Source organism: Streptomyces panacea (assembly GCF_040560175.1).
GTDB lineage: Bacteria > Actinomycetota > Actinomycetes > Streptomycetales > Streptomycetaceae > Streptomyces > Streptomyces panacea.
The window spans coordinates 1-14,721 of sequence record NZ_JARJHW010000030.1 but is presented as its reverse complement, the minus strand read 5'-3'; the positions used below and the strand labels follow the sequence as shown (position 1 = coordinate 14,721).

13 protein-coding genes and 1 riboswitch are annotated in these 14,721 nt (G+C 68.7%); of the genes, 6 read left to right on the top strand and 7 right to left on the bottom strand.

Annotation, left to right across the window (positions count from 1 at the left end):
* Positions 1–58: 58 nt before the first annotated feature.
* Positions 59–182: riboswitch (cobalamin riboswitch) on the bottom strand.
* A gap of 84 nt (positions 183–266) precedes the next feature.
* The 4 genes from P3L51_RS10415 to P3L51_RS10400 all read right to left on the bottom strand — a co-directional run bounded on the left by P3L51_RS10415 (position 267) and on the right by P3L51_RS10400 (position 4,251).
* Positions 267–791: a GNAT family N-acetyltransferase gene (locus tag P3L51_RS10415; RefSeq protein ID WP_354604835.1), complete on the bottom strand. Its 525-nt coding sequence runs from the start codon at positions 789–791 to the stop codon at positions 267–269.
* 93 nt (positions 792–884) lie between these two features.
* Complete coding sequence (locus P3L51_RS10410) at positions 885–1,091, bottom strand: YbdD/YjiX family protein (protein WP_354604834.1); 207 nt, start codon at positions 1,089–1,091, stop codon at positions 885–887.
* Positions 1,088–3,301, bottom strand: a complete 2,214-nt coding sequence (locus P3L51_RS10405; protein WP_435594419.1) for a carbon starvation CstA family protein — start codon at positions 3,299–3,301, stop codon at positions 1,088–1,090. The genes P3L51_RS10410 and P3L51_RS10405 overlap by 4 nt, the downstream gene beginning before the upstream one ends.
* 185 nt (positions 3,302–3,486) lie before the next feature.
* Positions 3,487–4,251: a GntR family transcriptional regulator gene (locus tag P3L51_RS10400; RefSeq protein WP_354604867.1), complete on the bottom strand. Its 765-nt coding sequence runs from the start codon at positions 4,249–4,251 to the stop codon at positions 3,487–3,489.
* Between the two features lie 280 nt (positions 4,252–4,531).
* Between P3L51_RS10400 and P3L51_RS10395 the strand changes: the two genes are divergently transcribed.
* The 4 genes from P3L51_RS10395 to P3L51_RS10380 all read left to right on the top strand — a co-directional run bounded on the left by P3L51_RS10395 (position 4,532) and on the right by P3L51_RS10380 (position 9,469).
* Entirely contained in the window at positions 4,532–5,833 is a 1,302-nt protein-coding gene (locus P3L51_RS10395) for a sugar ABC transporter substrate-binding protein (RefSeq protein WP_354604832.1), read from the top strand.
* A 157-nt stretch (positions 5,834–5,990) separates the two neighbouring features.
* Entirely contained in the window at positions 5,991–7,010 is a 1,020-nt protein-coding gene (locus tag P3L51_RS10390) for a carbohydrate ABC transporter permease (protein WP_354604831.1), read from the top strand.
* The gene (locus P3L51_RS10385; protein ID WP_354604830.1) at positions 7,007–7,909 is read left to right on the top strand and encodes a carbohydrate ABC transporter permease; all 903 of its coding nucleotides are present in this window, start codon (positions 7,007–7,009) and stop codon (positions 7,907–7,909) included. Before P3L51_RS10390 ends, P3L51_RS10385 begins: the two co-directional genes overlap by 4 nt.
* A 6-nt stretch (positions 7,910–7,915) precedes the next feature.
* The gene (locus tag P3L51_RS10380) at positions 7,916–9,469 is read left to right on the top strand and encodes a glycoside hydrolase family 3 protein (RefSeq protein ID WP_354604829.1); all 1,554 of its coding nucleotides are present in this window, start codon (positions 7,916–7,918) and stop codon (positions 9,467–9,469) included.
* A gap of 85 nt (positions 9,470–9,554) precedes the next feature.
* On the opposite strand, the gene nagB is transcribed toward P3L51_RS10380, so the two are convergent.
* Positions 9,555–10,337, bottom strand: coding sequence for a glucosamine-6-phosphate deaminase (gene nagB, locus P3L51_RS10375; RefSeq protein ID WP_354604828.1), 783 nt, complete (start codon positions 10,335–10,337; stop codon positions 9,555–9,557).
* 529 nt (positions 10,338–10,866) lie between these two features.
* On the opposite strand from nagB, the gene P3L51_RS10370 reads away from it, so the two are divergent.
* Positions 10,867–12,360 (top strand): histidine kinase N-terminal domain-containing protein, encoded by a 1,494-nt coding sequence (locus P3L51_RS10370; RefSeq protein ID WP_354604866.1) that lies wholly within the window; start codon positions 10,867–10,869, stop codon positions 12,358–12,360.
* 168 nt (positions 12,361–12,528) lie between these two features.
* On the opposite strand, the gene P3L51_RS10365 is transcribed toward P3L51_RS10370, so the two are convergent.
* Positions 12,529–12,786 (bottom strand): WhiB family transcriptional regulator, encoded by a 258-nt coding sequence (locus P3L51_RS10365; RefSeq protein ID WP_004937597.1) that lies wholly within the window; start codon positions 12,784–12,786, stop codon positions 12,529–12,531.
* Between the two features lie 317 nt (positions 12,787–13,103).
* Complete coding sequence (locus P3L51_RS10360) at positions 13,104–14,072, bottom strand: diacylglycerol/lipid kinase family protein (RefSeq protein ID WP_354604827.1); 969 nt, start codon at positions 14,070–14,072, stop codon at positions 13,104–13,106.
* A 103-nt stretch (positions 14,073–14,175) separates the two neighbouring features.
* On the opposite strand from P3L51_RS10360, the gene P3L51_RS10355 reads away from it, so the two are divergent.
* Positions 14,176–14,604, top strand: a complete 429-nt coding sequence (locus P3L51_RS10355; protein WP_354604826.1) for a hypothetical protein — start codon at positions 14,176–14,178, stop codon at positions 14,602–14,604.
* The last annotated feature ends 117 nt before the right edge of the window (positions 14,605–14,721 follow it).

Here is a 14,721-nt window from a genome sequence, read left to right as displayed (position 1 = left end):
GGTGCGGCGTCCACCGGCCCAACCTCGGGGCCCGGACGTCTCGGCACCCGGATCGGTCGAGCCGGATGCGCCGTCGGCAGGTGCTCGGACTCGCGGGCGCGCAAAGCGCACCACAGCACACCGTTGCGGGACAGTTCCGGATTTCCACCGGATTCTCCTGCGGCGACAACAGACTTGAGCATACATGTGGGGCTCGTTGGGAGCGGCACCCCCCACATGTTGTGTCGCGGGTGTTCAGCCTTGCCCTGAATCAGCCCCGAAACGCCTTAGATCTCCAGGCTGTAGGTGAGCAGGGACAGCCCCGGGACGGGAGACCAGTCGCGCTCCGGGGTCCGTACGAAGCCCAGGCGCTCGTAGATCCGGTGCGCGCCCGTCATCGACTTCTGCGTGGACAGCCGCACCCGTACACACCCCTCGGTGGCCCGCGCGCGGTCCACACAGGCCCGTACCAGCGCCCCGCCGACACCCCGGCCCCGGGCGGCCGGTGCGACGGCCAGCATGCGGAACTCGGCCTCCCCGTCCCCGGCCAGATCGGCCCACGCGGACGGGCCGGAGACGTGGGCCACCCCACCGAGCAGGTGCCCGTCCCCGCCGACGGCTACGAGCACCTCGGCCCCCTCGGCACGCGCCGCGACGTCCCGCAGGGTCGCCAGATAGGGGTCCCCATCCCCGAAGTCCAGCAGTCCGTCGTCCAGATAGGCGCGCGCGGTTATCTCGCCGAGCGTGTCGTACTCGGCGGGCTCGGCCGCTCTGATGGTGAAGTCGGTCGCCGGCCGTGTCGTCTGATCCATACATGCAGTGTGCGACACGGGATGAGAAGTCCCGCACTCATGCGGAGGGCCCGTCGTATCCCCTTGTGGAGACGCGACGGGCCCACCGAGCGCTCAGCAGCAGCGGAACCCTTCCCTCGGGTCCGCCTCCCGTGCGTCCATCCGATCGCGTTCGAAAGCACGGCGGGTCTTGATCTCCGCCGACGGGTCGCAGGCGCGCGTGTGGGCCACGTAGTGGTCGTACGCCGACTCGCCCGTCAACTCCCTTACGTACCAGCGGATCCGGCCCACCGCGTGCCGTACCTTCGCCGCGGACGTCATGACGGGCCCGCCCCGGCCGACGCCCCCGCCCTCGACGCTTCCGCCGCCGCCAGCTCCGCCTTCTCCTCCTTCGTCGCGATCAGGCCCGCCGGTGCGACCAGTTCCGACTTCACGTACGGCGTCTCCGACAGCTTCACGCTCTCCGGGTGGCGGATCGCCTTGTAGCAGACCCGCGCCGCGTCGGCGATGACCACGAGGATCAGGATCGCGAAGACCGCCGAAAGGACGCCGTCCACCGTCGAGTTGGTGACGACCGTGTGCATGTCGTCCATCGTCTTCGCCGGCGGGATCACCTCGCCCTTGTCGATGCCCGCCTGGTAGACGTCGCGCTGGGTGAAGAAACCGACCCTCGGGTCGTCGGAGAAGATCTTCTGCCAGCTCGCGGTGAGCGTGACCGCCGCGTCCCAGGCGAGCGGAACTCCCGTCACCCAGGCCCATTTGAGCCGGCCGGACTTCACCAGCAGCGTGGTGCACACGGCGAGCGCCACCGCCGCCAGGAGCTGGTTCGCGATGCCGAACAGCGGGAAGAGCTGGTTGATGCCGCCCAGCGGGTCGTGCACGCCGACCCAGAGGAAGTAGCCCCACGCGCCGACGACCACGGCGCTGGCGAACCAGACGCCCGGCTTCCAACTGACCTGCCGCATCGGCTTGTACACGTTGCCGAGCATGTCCTGGAGCATGAAGCGCCCGACGCGTGTCCCCGCGTCCACCGTCGTGAGGATGAACAACGCCTCGAACATGATGGCGAAGTGGTACCAGAACGCCTTCATCCCCGTGCCGCCGATGACGGACGAGAAGATGTCCGACATGCCGAGCGCGAAGGTCGGCGCGCCGCCCGTACGGGACAGCAGGCTCGACTCCTCGACGTCCTTCGCCGCCTGGGCGAGCTGGTCCGGAGAGATGGTGAAGCCGAGGTTGGCGACGGCCTGGGAGGCGGACTCGACCGTGCCGCCGATGACTCCGGCGGGGGAGTTGACCGCGAAGTACAGCCCCGGGTCGATGATGCACGCCGTGATCATCGCCATGATCGCGACGAACGACTCGGTGAGCATCGCGCCGTACCCGATCATCCGGATCTGGGTCTCCTTCTGCACCATCTTCGGCGTGGTGCCCGAGGAGACCAGTGCGTGGAAACCGGACAGCGCGCCGCACGCGATGGTGATGAAGACGAACGGGAACATCGAACCGGCGAAGACCGGACCGTCACCCCGGCTCGCGAACTCCGTGACCGCGTCCATCTTCATCGTCGGCAGCGCGACGACGACACCGACCGCCAGCAGCGCGATCGTGCCGACCTTCATGAAGGTCGACAGATAGTCGCGCGGCGCCAGCAGCATCCAGACCGGCAGTACGGAGGCGAGGAAGCCGTACACGATCATCCAGATGACCAGCGTGCCGGCCTCCAGCGTGAACGTGTCGGCCAGCGAGGACTCGGCGACCCAGCCGCCGGCGACGATCGCGAACAGCAGCAGCGCCACGCCGATCAGCGAGACCTCGCTGACCTTGCCCGGCCGCAGCACCCGCAGGTACACGCCCATGAAGAGCGCGATCGGGATGGTCATCGCGATGGAGAAGACACCCCACGGCGAGTCCGCCAGCGCGTTGACGATGACCAGTGCCAGCACGGCCAGCAGGATGATCATGATCAGGAAGACCGCGATGAGCGCGGCGGCGCCGCCGAATGGGCCTATCTCGTCACGGGCGATCTGGCCCAGCGAACGGCCGTCGCGGCGCGTGGAGAAGAAGAGCGTGACCATGTCCTGGACCGCGCCCGCGAAGATGACGCCCACGACGATCCAGATGGTGCCCGGCAGATAGCCCATCTGGGCGGCCAGTACCGGCCCGACGAGCGGTCCCGCGCCCGCGACGGCCGCGAAGTGGTGCCCGAAGAGCACGCGCCGGTCGGTGGGGTGGAAGTCGACACCGTTGTCGAGGCGTTCGGCGGGCGTGGCCCGCGTCTTGTCGACCTTCAGTACCCGCCGCGCGATGAATCTGGAGTAGAAGCGGTACGCGATGGCGTACGAACCGAGTGCCGCCGCGAGCATCCAGGCGGCGGAGATCTCCTCACCGCGCGACAGCGCGAGGACGCCCCAGCCGACCGCGCCCACCAGGGCGACGAGCGCCCAGATCACCATCGACTTCGGCGTCGGACGCCCGGACGGTTCCTGTGACGGTTCCTGGGTGGAATTTGCTGGTGCCGGCTCTGGCATGGCGAGTCGTCCCCTCACTGGTCACCTGCTGAAACACGCAGGAAATCTAAGGGAACGTCTCGGCATGCGTCACCCCCCGTCCGCATATCGGTACGGCAACGGTGTGCGTGCCGTACTCCTGCGCCGGTTCCTCAACGGGCCGTCTGACGTGGGGCTTTGTCGTGCTCGGTGTGTTTCGTCCAGTCTCAGTCGGTGGGCCTGCGCAGCCGCGCCACGAACTTGTACCGGTCGCCCCGGTACACCGACCGCACCCACTCCACCGGCTCCCCGGCGGTGTCGATCGAGTGCCGCGAGAGCATCAGCATGGGCAGGCCCACATCCGTCCCCAGCAGCCCCGCCTCGCGCGGCGTCGCCAGCGACGTCTCGATCGTCTCCTCGGCCTCCGCCAGGTGCACGCCGTACACCTCGGCCAGCGCCGTGTAGAGGGAGGTGTACTTGACGAGCGAACGGCGCAGCGCGGGGAAGCGTTTGGCCGAAAGGTGTGTGGTCTCGATCGCCATCGGCTCGCCGCTCGCCAGCCGTAGCCGTTCGATGCGCAGCACGCGCCCGCCCGTGGTGATGTCGAGCAGCCCGGCGAGCGTGTCGTCGGCGGTGACGTAGCCGATGTCGAGGAGTTGCGAGGTCGGTTCCAGACCTTGCGCGCGCATGTCCTCGGTGTACGAGGTGAGCTGGAGCGCCTGCGAGACCTTGGGCTTGGCCACGAACGTGCCCTTGCCCTGGATGCGCTCCAGCCGGCCCTCGACGACCAGCTCCTGGAGCGCCTGGCGCACCGTGGTGCGCGAGGTGTCGAATTCGGCCGCCAGGGTGCGCTCCGGCGGTACGGGCGTGCCCGGCGGCAGCGTCTCCGTCATGTCGAGCAAGTGCCGCTTCAGCCGGTAGTACTTGGGCACGCGTGCGGTACGGGTCGCCGCCCCGTTCTCGGTCTCGGTGCCGCCCCCGTCCGTGGCCATGGCCTGCCTTCCCGACTCCTGCGCTGCTGCCGTCACCGGCTCCTCCGTCTGTTGCGGCTCACATGGTGGCACGGTCCGGTCGCGGGTCGTCTCCCCGATCCAGGTGTCGGTCCGATAACGGACACGACAGCCCTCTTATACACCCTTGACACCCCTAAAGGTCTAGGCCAAGCTCCCCGTACTGGTCTAAACCATTAAAGACCAGGTCCCAGCCCCGGTGGTACTCGTCGTAAGTCAGCGCGGTGGGGAGGGGGTTGCAGGAATCCCTGAGGAGGGTGGCGTGAAGCGCAAGCTCATCGCGGCGATCGGCGTCGCGGGCATGATGTTCTCGGTCGCGGCGTGCGGATCCGACGACAGCAATTCGGCGAAGGACCCGAAGGACCGTAAGGACACAGTCACCGTCTGGCTGATGGTGGACGCGCAGAGCACCTGGCCGGAACTGGTCAAGGACGTCAACGCGCAGTTCAAGGAGAAGTACCCGAACGTCAAGGTCAATGTCCAGTACCAGCAGTGGGCGGACAAGGCCAAGAAGCTCGACACCGCCCTCGGTGGCGACAAGTTCCCGGACGTGGTCGAGCTCGGCAACACCGAGACGATGCAGTACATCCTCAACGGCGCGGTCGCCGAGATCGATCCCAAGAAGTACGACAACTCGGACACCTGGATCCAGGGGCTGAAGGACACCTGCACCTTCGAGGGCAAGCAGTACTGCGTGCCGTACTACGCCGGTGCGCGTGTGGCGATCTACAACACGGACATGCTCAAGAAGGGCGCCGGCCTCGACACGCTGCCGGAGACCGAGGACGAGATGCTCGCGGCCATGGACAAGGTCGCGAAGGAGAACGGCAAGAAGGACAAGCGTTCCTCCAGCCTCTACCTGCCGGGCCGTTACTGGTACGCCGCCATGTCCTACGTCGCCGCGTACGACGGCAAGATCGCCGAGTACGACGAGGGCGCGAAGGAGTGGAAGGCCTCGCTCTCCTCGCCCGAGTCGCAGAAGGGCATCCAGCACTTCATCGACCTGGTCAAGAAGTACAACAAGGCCGACCTGACCAAGGACGAGCAGGACCACGCCAATGTGATGGCCAACGAGAAGGCGGCCCTCATCTACGGCAACGGCTGGGAGTCGGGCTCCGTCATCGACGGCAAGAACAACGGCAACCCGAAGCTTGAGGGCAAGATCCTCACCGCCGGAATGCCCGGCCCGAACGGCAAGGCGCTGCCCTCCTTCATCGGCGGCTCCGACCTGGCCATCACCAGCAAGTCCAAGGTCCAGGACCTGGCCGGGGACTGGGTCTCGATGTTCACCAGCGAGAAGTCCATGGAAGTCCTCGCGGGCAAGAACATCCTCCCGAACAACGAGAAGCAGCTGGAGCCGCTGAAGGCGAAGCCGGAGACGGCCGCGATCGCCAACGCGGTGCCCGACGCGTGGTTCACCCCGATCGCGCCCGGCTGGACCTCCATCGAGAAGGAGGAGGTCCTGCAGAACATGCTCCTGTCGATCCTCAAGGGTGACTCGGTGGCCGACGCGACGAAGGCGGCCGACTCGAAGATCAACGAACTGATCAACGAAGAGTCCTGACCCCAGGGTCCTGAGCGCCAGGGCCTCCGGCGCCCCCGCCCCCGGAGGCCCGTCGGCTCAACGGCGGGCGGGCGGGGGTCCGGTCACCACCGGACCCCCGCTCCCCGCCCTTTCGGGCGTGGATTCGGTGCAGAGAATGAAACGGAAGGTCAGTCACGTGACTGCTGCCGACACGCAGGAGGCCGCCGGACCACCGGCGCCCCCGGTACCGCGTGACCCGAAAGGGACAGACGGCCGGCCCGGCCCGGAGAAGGAGACGGTCAAGGTCACCGGGAAGAGACGCCGTAAGAAGGGCGAACTCCTCCCGTTCCTGCTGATCCTCCCGGCGATCGTCGCCATCGCCGCCGTCTACGCGTTCCCCCTCGCCAAGACCGTGATCATGTCCTTCCAGGACATGGGCCGGCGCGAGCTGTGGACGGGGGAGTCGCCGCCCTGGGTCGGCTTCGAGCAGTTCACCAACATCCTCGGTGACGAGGAATTCTGGTCCGTCACCGGCCGCACCGTGCTGTTCATGATCGTCTGTGTCGGACTCACCATGGCCATCGGCCTGCTGGTCGCCATGATGATGACCCGGCTGTCCACCTGGGTGCGCCTGACACTGACCGCGGCGCTGATCGCCGCCTGGTCGATGCCCCTGATGGTCGCCGCCTCGATCTTCCGCTGGCTGTCGGACTCCGACTACGGCCTGCTGAACACCCTGATAGCCAAGGTCGCCGGCGAGGACTTCCTCGGCCACAACTGGTTCCTCGACCCCTGGCAGGGCTTCGCGATCATCACCCTGCTGGTCGTCTGGGGCGCCGTCCCCTTCGTCGTGATCACGCTGTACGCGGCCCTCACCCAGGTCCCCCGGGAACTGGAGGAGGCGGCGGCCCTCGACGGCGCCAACGTCAGCGGCGTGTTCCGCTACGTGACCTGGCCCGTCATCCGCCCGGTCTTCGTCATGGTCACCACGCTCTCGGTGATCTGGGACTTCAACGTATTCGGCCAGATCTGGCTGTTGCGCGGCAACAAGCCCGAACCGGAGTACGAGACCCTCGGCCTCTACTCCTTCTCCAAGGCCTTCGAGTCCACCTCCTTCAGCCAGGGCACCGCGATCGCCCTGATCACCGTCCTGCTGCTCTCCGGCGTGGCCGTGTTCTACCTGCGTCAGCTGATGAAGACAGGAGAGGTCGAATGAGCACCTCAACCTCCACCGCGCCCGCGCCCGTTCCGGCCACGCCCCCGGCGGCCGTCGAGCAGAAGCTGCGCCCGGACCGCAAGAGGAGCCGCGGCCTCTACGACGTACTCGGTCTCCTCTTCGCCGTCGTCATGGCATTCCCGGTGTACTGGCTGGTCATCAGCTCGCTGCGGCCCAACCACGAGATCCGCTCCTACGACCAGACGCTGTGGCCGTCGTCGCTCACCTTCGACAACTTCGCCCGCGCGGTCGACCAGCCGAACTTCGCCACCGCCGTCCAGTCCAGCCTGATCGTCTCGGTCACCGCGGTCGTCGGCGGCATGATCATCGCGACGCTGGCGGCGCTCGCCATCGGCCGGTTCAGATTCTTCGGCCGTCGCGCGCTGCTGATGGTGCTGATCCTCGTACAGATGCTGCCGCCGACGGCGATGCTCATCCCGATCTACGCGCAGCTCAACGCGATCGGGGGCCTGGACGAGTACTGGGGCCTGATCATCGTCTACCTGGTCTCCACGCTGCCGTTCGCGATCATCATGATCCGCGGCTTCGTCGTGAACATCCCGGTGGAGCTGGAGGAGTCGGCCATGGTCGACGGCTGTACGCGGATGGGCGCTTTCCGGCGGGTGATCTTCCCCCTGCTGGCCCCGGGCCTCGCGGCGGCGTCGATCTTCGCGCTGGTCAACGCGTGGAACGAGTACCTCTTCGCGTACATCCTGATCAACGACAACTCCAAGTACACGCTCAACGTGTGGCTGATGACCTTCACCACCGAGCGCGGCACCGACTACGGGGCGCTGATGGCGTCCTCGACCCTGATCGCGCTGCCGGTGGTGGTGTTCTTCATGATCATTCAGAAGAAGATGGCGACCGGTCTGACATCCGGCGCAGTAAAGGGATAGCGCCGTATGACCACTCTCACCCACCGCTCGGACACCCTGACCAGGGACGCCCTCGCCGTCCTCCAGCCCGGCTTCCACGGCACCACGGCGCCGGACTGGCTGCTGCGGCGCATCGGCGAAGGACTCACCTCCGTCGGCCTCTTCGGCCGCAACATCACCTCGCCGGCCCAACTGGCCGCGCTCACCGCGCAGCTCAGGGCCGAGCGGGACGACATCCTCGTCGCCATCGACGAGGAGGGCGGGGACGTCACCCGTCTCGAAGTACGGAACGGGTCGTCCTTCCCCGGCAACTACGCGCTCGGCTCCGTCGACGACGTGGACCTCACCCGGGCGGTCGCGCGCGAGCTGGGCAGCCGGCTCGCCGCGTGCGGCGTCAACCTCAACTGGGCGCCGTCCGCCGACGTCAACTCCGACGTCAACAACCCCGTCATCGGTGTCCGCTCCTTCGGCGCCGATCCGGCGCTCGTGTCCCGGCACACGGCCGCCTATGTGGAAGGGCTCCAGTCCGCCGGGGTGGCCGCCTGCACCAAGCACTTCCCCGGACACGGCGACACGGCCGTCGACTCGCACCACGCGCTGCCGCGCATCGACGTGGATTTCGACACGCTGCACGCCCGTGAACTGGCGCCCTTCCGCTCCGCGATCACCGCGGGTTCCAAATCGGTGATGAGCGCGCACATCCTGCTTTCCGCGCTCGACCCCGACCGCCCCGCGACGCTCAGCCCGCAGATCCTCACCGGTCTGCTCCGTGAGGAGCTGGGCTTCGACGGTCTGATCGTCACCGACGGCATCGAGATGCGGGCCATCGCGTCGACGTACGGCATCGAGCGCGGCTCCGTCCTCGCGATCGCCGCGGGCGTCGACGCGATCTGTGTCGGCGGCGGCCTGGCCGACGAGGAGACCGTCCTGCGACTGCGCGACGCATTGGTCGACGCGGTACGGGAAGGCGAACTGCCCGAGGAGCGGCTGGCCGACGCGGCGGCGCGAGTACGCGCCCTCGCCGACTGGACGCGCCGGGTGAGGGGGGCTTCGGGGCCGGGCGCGGCCGTACAGGAGGGGACCGCGCCCGGCGTCGCCGGCTCCGCCGCGCGCGCCGGAGCCGGCACCGCCGACGGAACCGGCATCGGGCTGATCGCCGCGCGCCGCGCCCTGCGGGTGACCGGCACGGTCGAACCTCTTCAGGAGGCGCCGTACGTCGCGTCCTTCGCCCCTGTCGCGAACATCGCCGTCGGCGACGAGACCCCTTGGGGCGTCGCCGCCGAACTCGCGGCGCTGCTGCCGGGCACGGAGACGGGCACCTACGGCAGCGGGAACGACGCCGCCCAGGTGCTGGCCGCCGCCGGGGAGCGCAGGATCGTCGCCGTCGTACGCGACGCGCACCGGCACTCCTGGATGGCGGCCGTCCTGGACGCCATCCTCGCCGCCCGTCCGGACACCGCCGTCGTGGAGATGGGTGTCAACCACGCCGAGCCCACGGGAAGCCCGCACATCGCCACGTACGGCGCCGCGCGCGTCTGCGGCCGGGCGGCGGCGGAAGCCCTCACGGGCCGGGGCGCCTGAACGGGGCGCCGGTACGCGAACGCCGGAGGGGCCGCGGGTGCGGCCCCTCCGGCGTTTCGCCCGTCCGGTGTCCCCGGTGAATCCGTCAGATGCCCTGCCAGTCCGGCTTCGCGGCGTACGTGGCGCGGAAGTACTCCGCGAGCTTCAGCTTGGACGCGGCGGCCTCGTCGACCACCACGGTGGCGTGCGGGTGAAGTTGCAGCGCGGAGGCGGGTACGACGGCGGCCACCGGCCCCTCCACGGTCTGCGCCACGGCCTCGGCCTTGCCCTCGCCCGTGGCCAGCAGCACCAGGTGCCGGGCCTCCAGGATCGTGCCGATGCCCTGGGTGATGACGTGGTGCGGCACCTCGTCCGGGCTGTCGAAGAACCGGGCGTTGTCCTCCCGGGTCTGGCGCGTCAGCGTCTTGATGCGGGTGCGCGAGGCCAGTGACGAGCACGGCTCGTTGAAGCCGATGTGCCCGTCGGTCCCGATGCCGAGCAGCTGGAGGTCCACCCCGCCGGCCTCGGCGAGGGCCAGGTCGTACGCCTCGCACGCCGCCTGTACGTCCTCGGCGGAGCCGTCCGGCCCCATGAACGCGTCCTCGGTGAGCCCGAGCGGCTCGACGACCTCGCGCAGGACCACCGAGCGGTACGACTCCGGGTGCCCGGCCGGCAGCCCGACGTACTCGTCCAGCTGCGCGATACGGGCGCCCGAGGCGTCCACCGCGCCGGCCCGTACCTTGGCGGTCAGCGCCTGGTAGATGGGCAGCGGGGTCGATCCCGTGGCCACCCCGAGCAGGGCGTCGTGCTTACGGCGCAGCAGGTCCGCGATGGTCTCCGCTATGAGCTCGCCGCCCGCCTTGGCGTCCTGGACGATGACAACTTCCACGCTGGGCCTGCCGATCTGGTAAGAGTCCTCTGAGTCTCGTGGTATAGACCAATCTAGCAGAGCGCCAGGCGGCGGCGCGGCCCCTTCCGCCGGCGGGGGAACGCGTTCCGGTGGTCGACTTGTGCGGGCCCCGTGGGCGTCGTCCCCCGGTCATCTTCGGCGATGGGGAGGCGCCCGGCACGTCCGCGACGACTCCTTCGGAAAGGCCGCGGCCCATGCGCGCCGGCCCCGGAAACACCCACGGGCCGCGGCGCCAGGACGGGACCCTCAGCCCGTCCGGCACCGCAGCCCGGAGTTGCTACGGCCACGAGGGCCGTGAAAGAGGTATCGACGCAGTCAGGGCAGAGAGCGCCGGTTACCTCGTTCCGCCCTCCTGTGCGGGGAGGGCGGAAGCTTTACCCAAGTATTGTGGACTAGACCATTCGCATCTGTCCATCGATCGGGCAGGGCTTTTTCCGGCCCCTCCCACCACCACGTCGCGCGGACCGCCCCGGTTCACCCCACGGGTACGCTCGCCTCTGTGCCCTCCATGAACGACCTCGTGCGCCAGCACACCGCCCTGACCGAGTCCGACCTCGAATGGCTCCATCTGCTGGTCTCGGAGTGGCAGCTGCTCTCCGACCTGTCCTTCGCGGACCTCGTCCTGTGGGTCCCGACCCGCGACGGCGCCCGCTATGTCTCCGTGGCCCAGATGCGGCCCAACACCGGCCCCACGTCCTACCAGGACGACATGGTCGGCCACCTCGTCCCCCGGGGCCGCAGGCCCCTCCTGGACGCCGCGCTGGACGAGGGCCGGATCGTGCGCGAGGGCGACCCGGAGTGGCGGGAGGAGGTCCCGGTGCGGGTGGAGTCGATCCCCGTACGCCGCGAGGGCCGCGTCCTCGGCGTCATCGCCCGCAACACCAACCTCCTCACCGTCCGCACCCCCAGCCGGCTGGAGCTCACCTACCTCCAGTCCGCCTCCGACCTCGCCCAGATGATCGCTGCCGGATCGTTTCCCTTCCCCGGCCAGCAGGTCGACATGGACGCGTCACCACGCGTCGGCGACGGTCTGATCAGGCTCGACGTCGACGGCGTCGTCCAGTACGCGAGCCCCAACGCGCTCTCCGCGTATCACCGGCTGGGACTCGCGTCCGACCTGGTGGGACACCACCTCGGCCAGACGACCGACGAACTCGCCCCGGCGCGCGGCCCCGTGGACGAGGCCCTGGTCAAACTGGCCAGCGGATACGCCCCGCGCGAGACCGAGGTGGAGAGCGCCGGCGGTGTCATCCAGCTGCGCGCCATCCCGCTCAAGCCGAAGGGCACCCGGATCGGTTCGCTGATCCTGCTCCGTGACGTCACCGAACTGCGGCGCCGTGAGCGCGAGTTGATAACGAAGGACGCCACGATCCGGGAGATCCACCACCGGGTGAAGAACAATCTCCAGACGGTCGCCGCGCTGCTCAGGCTCCAGGCGCGCCGGATGGACTCGGAACAGGGCCGTGAGGCCCTCAACGAGGCCGTGCGGAGGGTCGGTTCCATCGCCATCGTCCATGAGACGCTTTCTCAGAATCTGGACGAACGGGTCGAGTTCGACGAGATCGCCGACCGGGTGCTCGCGATGGTGTCGGAGATCTCACCCGGCAAGACGGTGCGCCGGACGGGCCGGTTCGGGATTCTGGACGCGGAAGTGGCCACGCCGCTCTCCATGGTCCTCACCGAGATCCTGCAGAACGCGCTGGAGCACGCCTTCGAGACGGGGGAGCGCGGCACGGTCGAGGTGCACGCCGTCCGCAGCGGCGGGAACGGGCCCAGGCGCCCCGGCGACGTGGGCCGTTCGGACGCCCGGCTGCTCATCACCGTCCAGGACGACGGCCGTGGACTGCCCGAGGGATTCGACCCCAGGCGGGCCGGCAACCTGGGTCTGCAGATCGTACGGACGCTGGTGGAAGGGGAGTTGGGCGGCGGGTTCGACATGCTTCCCGGCCAGGAGCGGGGGACGAGGGTGATCCTCGACATCCCGGTGGAGCCGCACAAGTAGTCGAACGGCGGTTGTCACAGCGACGAGCCCCGGACCGTGATGACGGTCCGGGGCTCGGCCTCAAGCTCTGTGACGTTGCGCATCGGGGGGTACTGCGCGCTGCGGTTCGGGGGCGGGGTTATGCGTACACGCTGTACGCGCCGCCGTGCTCAAGGTGGGTGCGGTGTCTCAGGCGGTCGCGTTACGCGCCCGGTTGCGAGCGGCACGGCGCTTCATCGCGCGGCGCTCGTCCTCGCTGAGGCCACCCCAGACACCCGAGTCCTGACCGGACTCGAGCGCCCACTGCAGACACTGCTCCATGACGGGGCAGCGACGGCAGACGGCCTTGGCTTCCTCGATCTGCAGCAGCGCAGGACCGGTGTTGCCGATGGGGAAGAAGAGCTCGGGGTCTTCCTCGCGGCAAACGGCGTTGTGACGCCAGTCCATGGCTGCTACCTCTCTTGGTGTTACGTGCTGATTGCTTGTGAATGTGAACGCTTTCACGAATCCCCGGACAAGGGAAGGGCCGACGCCCAGACGAACTGGGGTGGTCCTGGCTTGAGGAGGGGGTTCTGGTGCTCAGTGGAGGCCGGTGTTGCGGGCCGTCCCGAGCGCCATGTAGAGATTCGCAAACCTCGGCGGCGGATACAACCCCTTCAGGAAAGTTTTTTTTGATTCCTCGGTGTCGACTCGGTCACAGCCGTACTTCCATGGGGTGGATGCCAGCCTAAACGTTCGAGTGAAAGGACTTTCCCCACTTCCACTCACACAATCACACGCAGTGCACGGCGTACGCCTGTGAACGTCACGCTCGTTCGCAGTCCCAGGTGGTCGCCATCCATCTGGAAGGGCAGTGGGACCTTCGATTGCAAGGTGAAGTCCGTCAGGTCATGAAGGGAAACCGCGTGCCTGCCGTGGGGCCCCCGATCGGGGGTCGAATTGAGCAGCTGCGTCGCATAACGCGCCACCGCCGGAGTCGACAACTTGCTCAGTCCGAGCACATCCAGAGCGGTGTCGAACGACGCGCCCGGAGACGCGTACAGCGGACGATTGCCCAGGTAGGAGTAGGGGGCGGTGTTGCAGACTATCGACAGCACGAGGTCCGTGACCGGCTTCTCGCCCGGCCGGTCGAGGGTGATCATGCCGCGCCTGCGATGAGGTTCGTCCAGGAACTGCCGTACCACCTGGCGCACATAGAGCGCGTGCGTCGAACGCTTACCGCGCTCCCGCTGTTGTTCGACCCGGCCGACCACTCCCGCGTCGAATCCCAATCCCGCGCAGAAAGTGAACCAGCGCGAAGGAACTGATTCATCGTCGGTTCCCGGGGTCCCGGCCGCCAGTCCCAGACCGACAGTGCGTTCGCTCCGGTTACTCAGCGCGTCCAGAATGGCGCCGGTCGCCTCCACGGCGTCATTCGGCAGCCCCAGCGCACGGGCGAAGACATTCGTCGAACCGCCCGGCACGACGGCCAGTCTCGGCAGCCGGTCGGGGTCCGGACCTTTGTGCAGAAGGCCGTTGACGACCTCGTTGACCGTGCCGTCGCCGCCGAGGGCGACGACCAGCTCTATGTCGTCGGAGTCCGCCGCGCGCCGCCCCAGATCGCGGGCGTGCCCCCGGTACTCGGTCGTCACCGCCTCCAGCTTCATCTCGCTGGCGAGCGCGTGGATGAGTACGTCGCGTGTGCGGGCACTGGTGGTGGTTGCTGCCGGATTGACCACAAGGAGTGCGCGCATACGGACGAGATTACCGGCCATGGGCACCCGCCCCGTCCCCGGGCGGTCCGCGCGCCGTCCGGGGCCCCGCCGGTCACCGGGAGCCGGCGGCTACCCTGCTGGGGTGAGCAGAGTCGACCAGAACACCCCCGACCCGAGCCCGCGTCCCGGCCGGCTGACCGCGGCGGCCGCCTGCGCGGGGCTCGAAGCCCTCGCGCTCGTCGCCGGCGGCGGATACCTGCTCGTCATGGGTCTGCTCGGGCGGCCCGACGACCCGCAGCAGTCCGTGATGGGCGGTCTCACCCTCGTCGCCCTCGGCGTCATCCCGCTGCTCGCGGCCCGTGGGCTGCTGCTGCGGCGCGGCTGGAGCCGGGGCCCCGCACTCGCCACCCAGTTCATGGCGCTGCCGGTCGCCTGGACGCTGCTGAACTCCAGCGGCGCGCTGATTCCGGCCGGGATCGCGCTCGCGGTGGTCGCCGTGACGGCGCTGGTCCTGCTGATCAACCCGACGACCACCGAAGCGCTCGGCATCGGAGGCCCGGACCGGGCCTAGGGCCCGTCTTCGAAGTAGCGCCGTCCGCCCGCAGGGCGGGGCCCGCGGCGGCTGGTGCGGTGCCTCGCAAGACCGAGGATCGGCCTCGTACCGGGCGTACTCGGCCGACTCCGACAA

What these genes read in the sequence shown, in the direction of transcription:
- P3L51_RS10380 (WP_354604829.1), top strand. Translation starts at nt 7,916, where the DNA reads ATGACCACTCTCACCCACCGCTCGGACACCCTGACCAGGGACGCCCTC.
- P3L51_RS10365 (WP_004937597.1), bottom strand. Translation starts at nt 12,786, where the DNA reads ATGGACTGGCGTCACAACGCCGTTTGCCGCGAGGAAGACCCCGAGCTC.
- P3L51_RS10415 (WP_354604835.1), bottom strand. Translation starts at nt 791, where the DNA reads ATGGATCAGACGACACGGCCGGCGACCGACTTCACCATCAGAGCGGCC.
- P3L51_RS10360 (WP_354604827.1), bottom strand. Translation starts at nt 14,072, where the DNA reads ATGCGCGCACTCCTTGTGGTCAATCCGGCAGCAACCACCACCAGTGCC.
- P3L51_RS10410 (WP_354604834.1), bottom strand. Translation starts at nt 1,091, where the DNA reads ATGACGTCCGCGGCGAAGGTACGGCACGCGGTGGGCCGGATCCGCTGG.
- P3L51_RS10400 (WP_354604867.1), bottom strand. Translation starts at nt 4,251, where the DNA reads ATGGCCACGGACGGGGGCGGCACCGAGACCGAGAACGGGGCGGCGACC.
- P3L51_RS10385 (WP_354604830.1), top strand. Translation starts at nt 7,007, where the DNA reads ATGAGCACCTCAACCTCCACCGCGCCCGCGCCCGTTCCGGCCACGCCC.
- P3L51_RS10370 (WP_354604866.1), top strand. Translation starts at nt 10,867, where the DNA reads ATGAACGACCTCGTGCGCCAGCACACCGCCCTGACCGAGTCCGACCTC.
- P3L51_RS10405 (WP_435594419.1), bottom strand. Translation starts at nt 3,301, where the DNA reads ATGCCAGAGCCGGCACCAGCAAATTCCACCCAGGAACCGTCACAGGAA.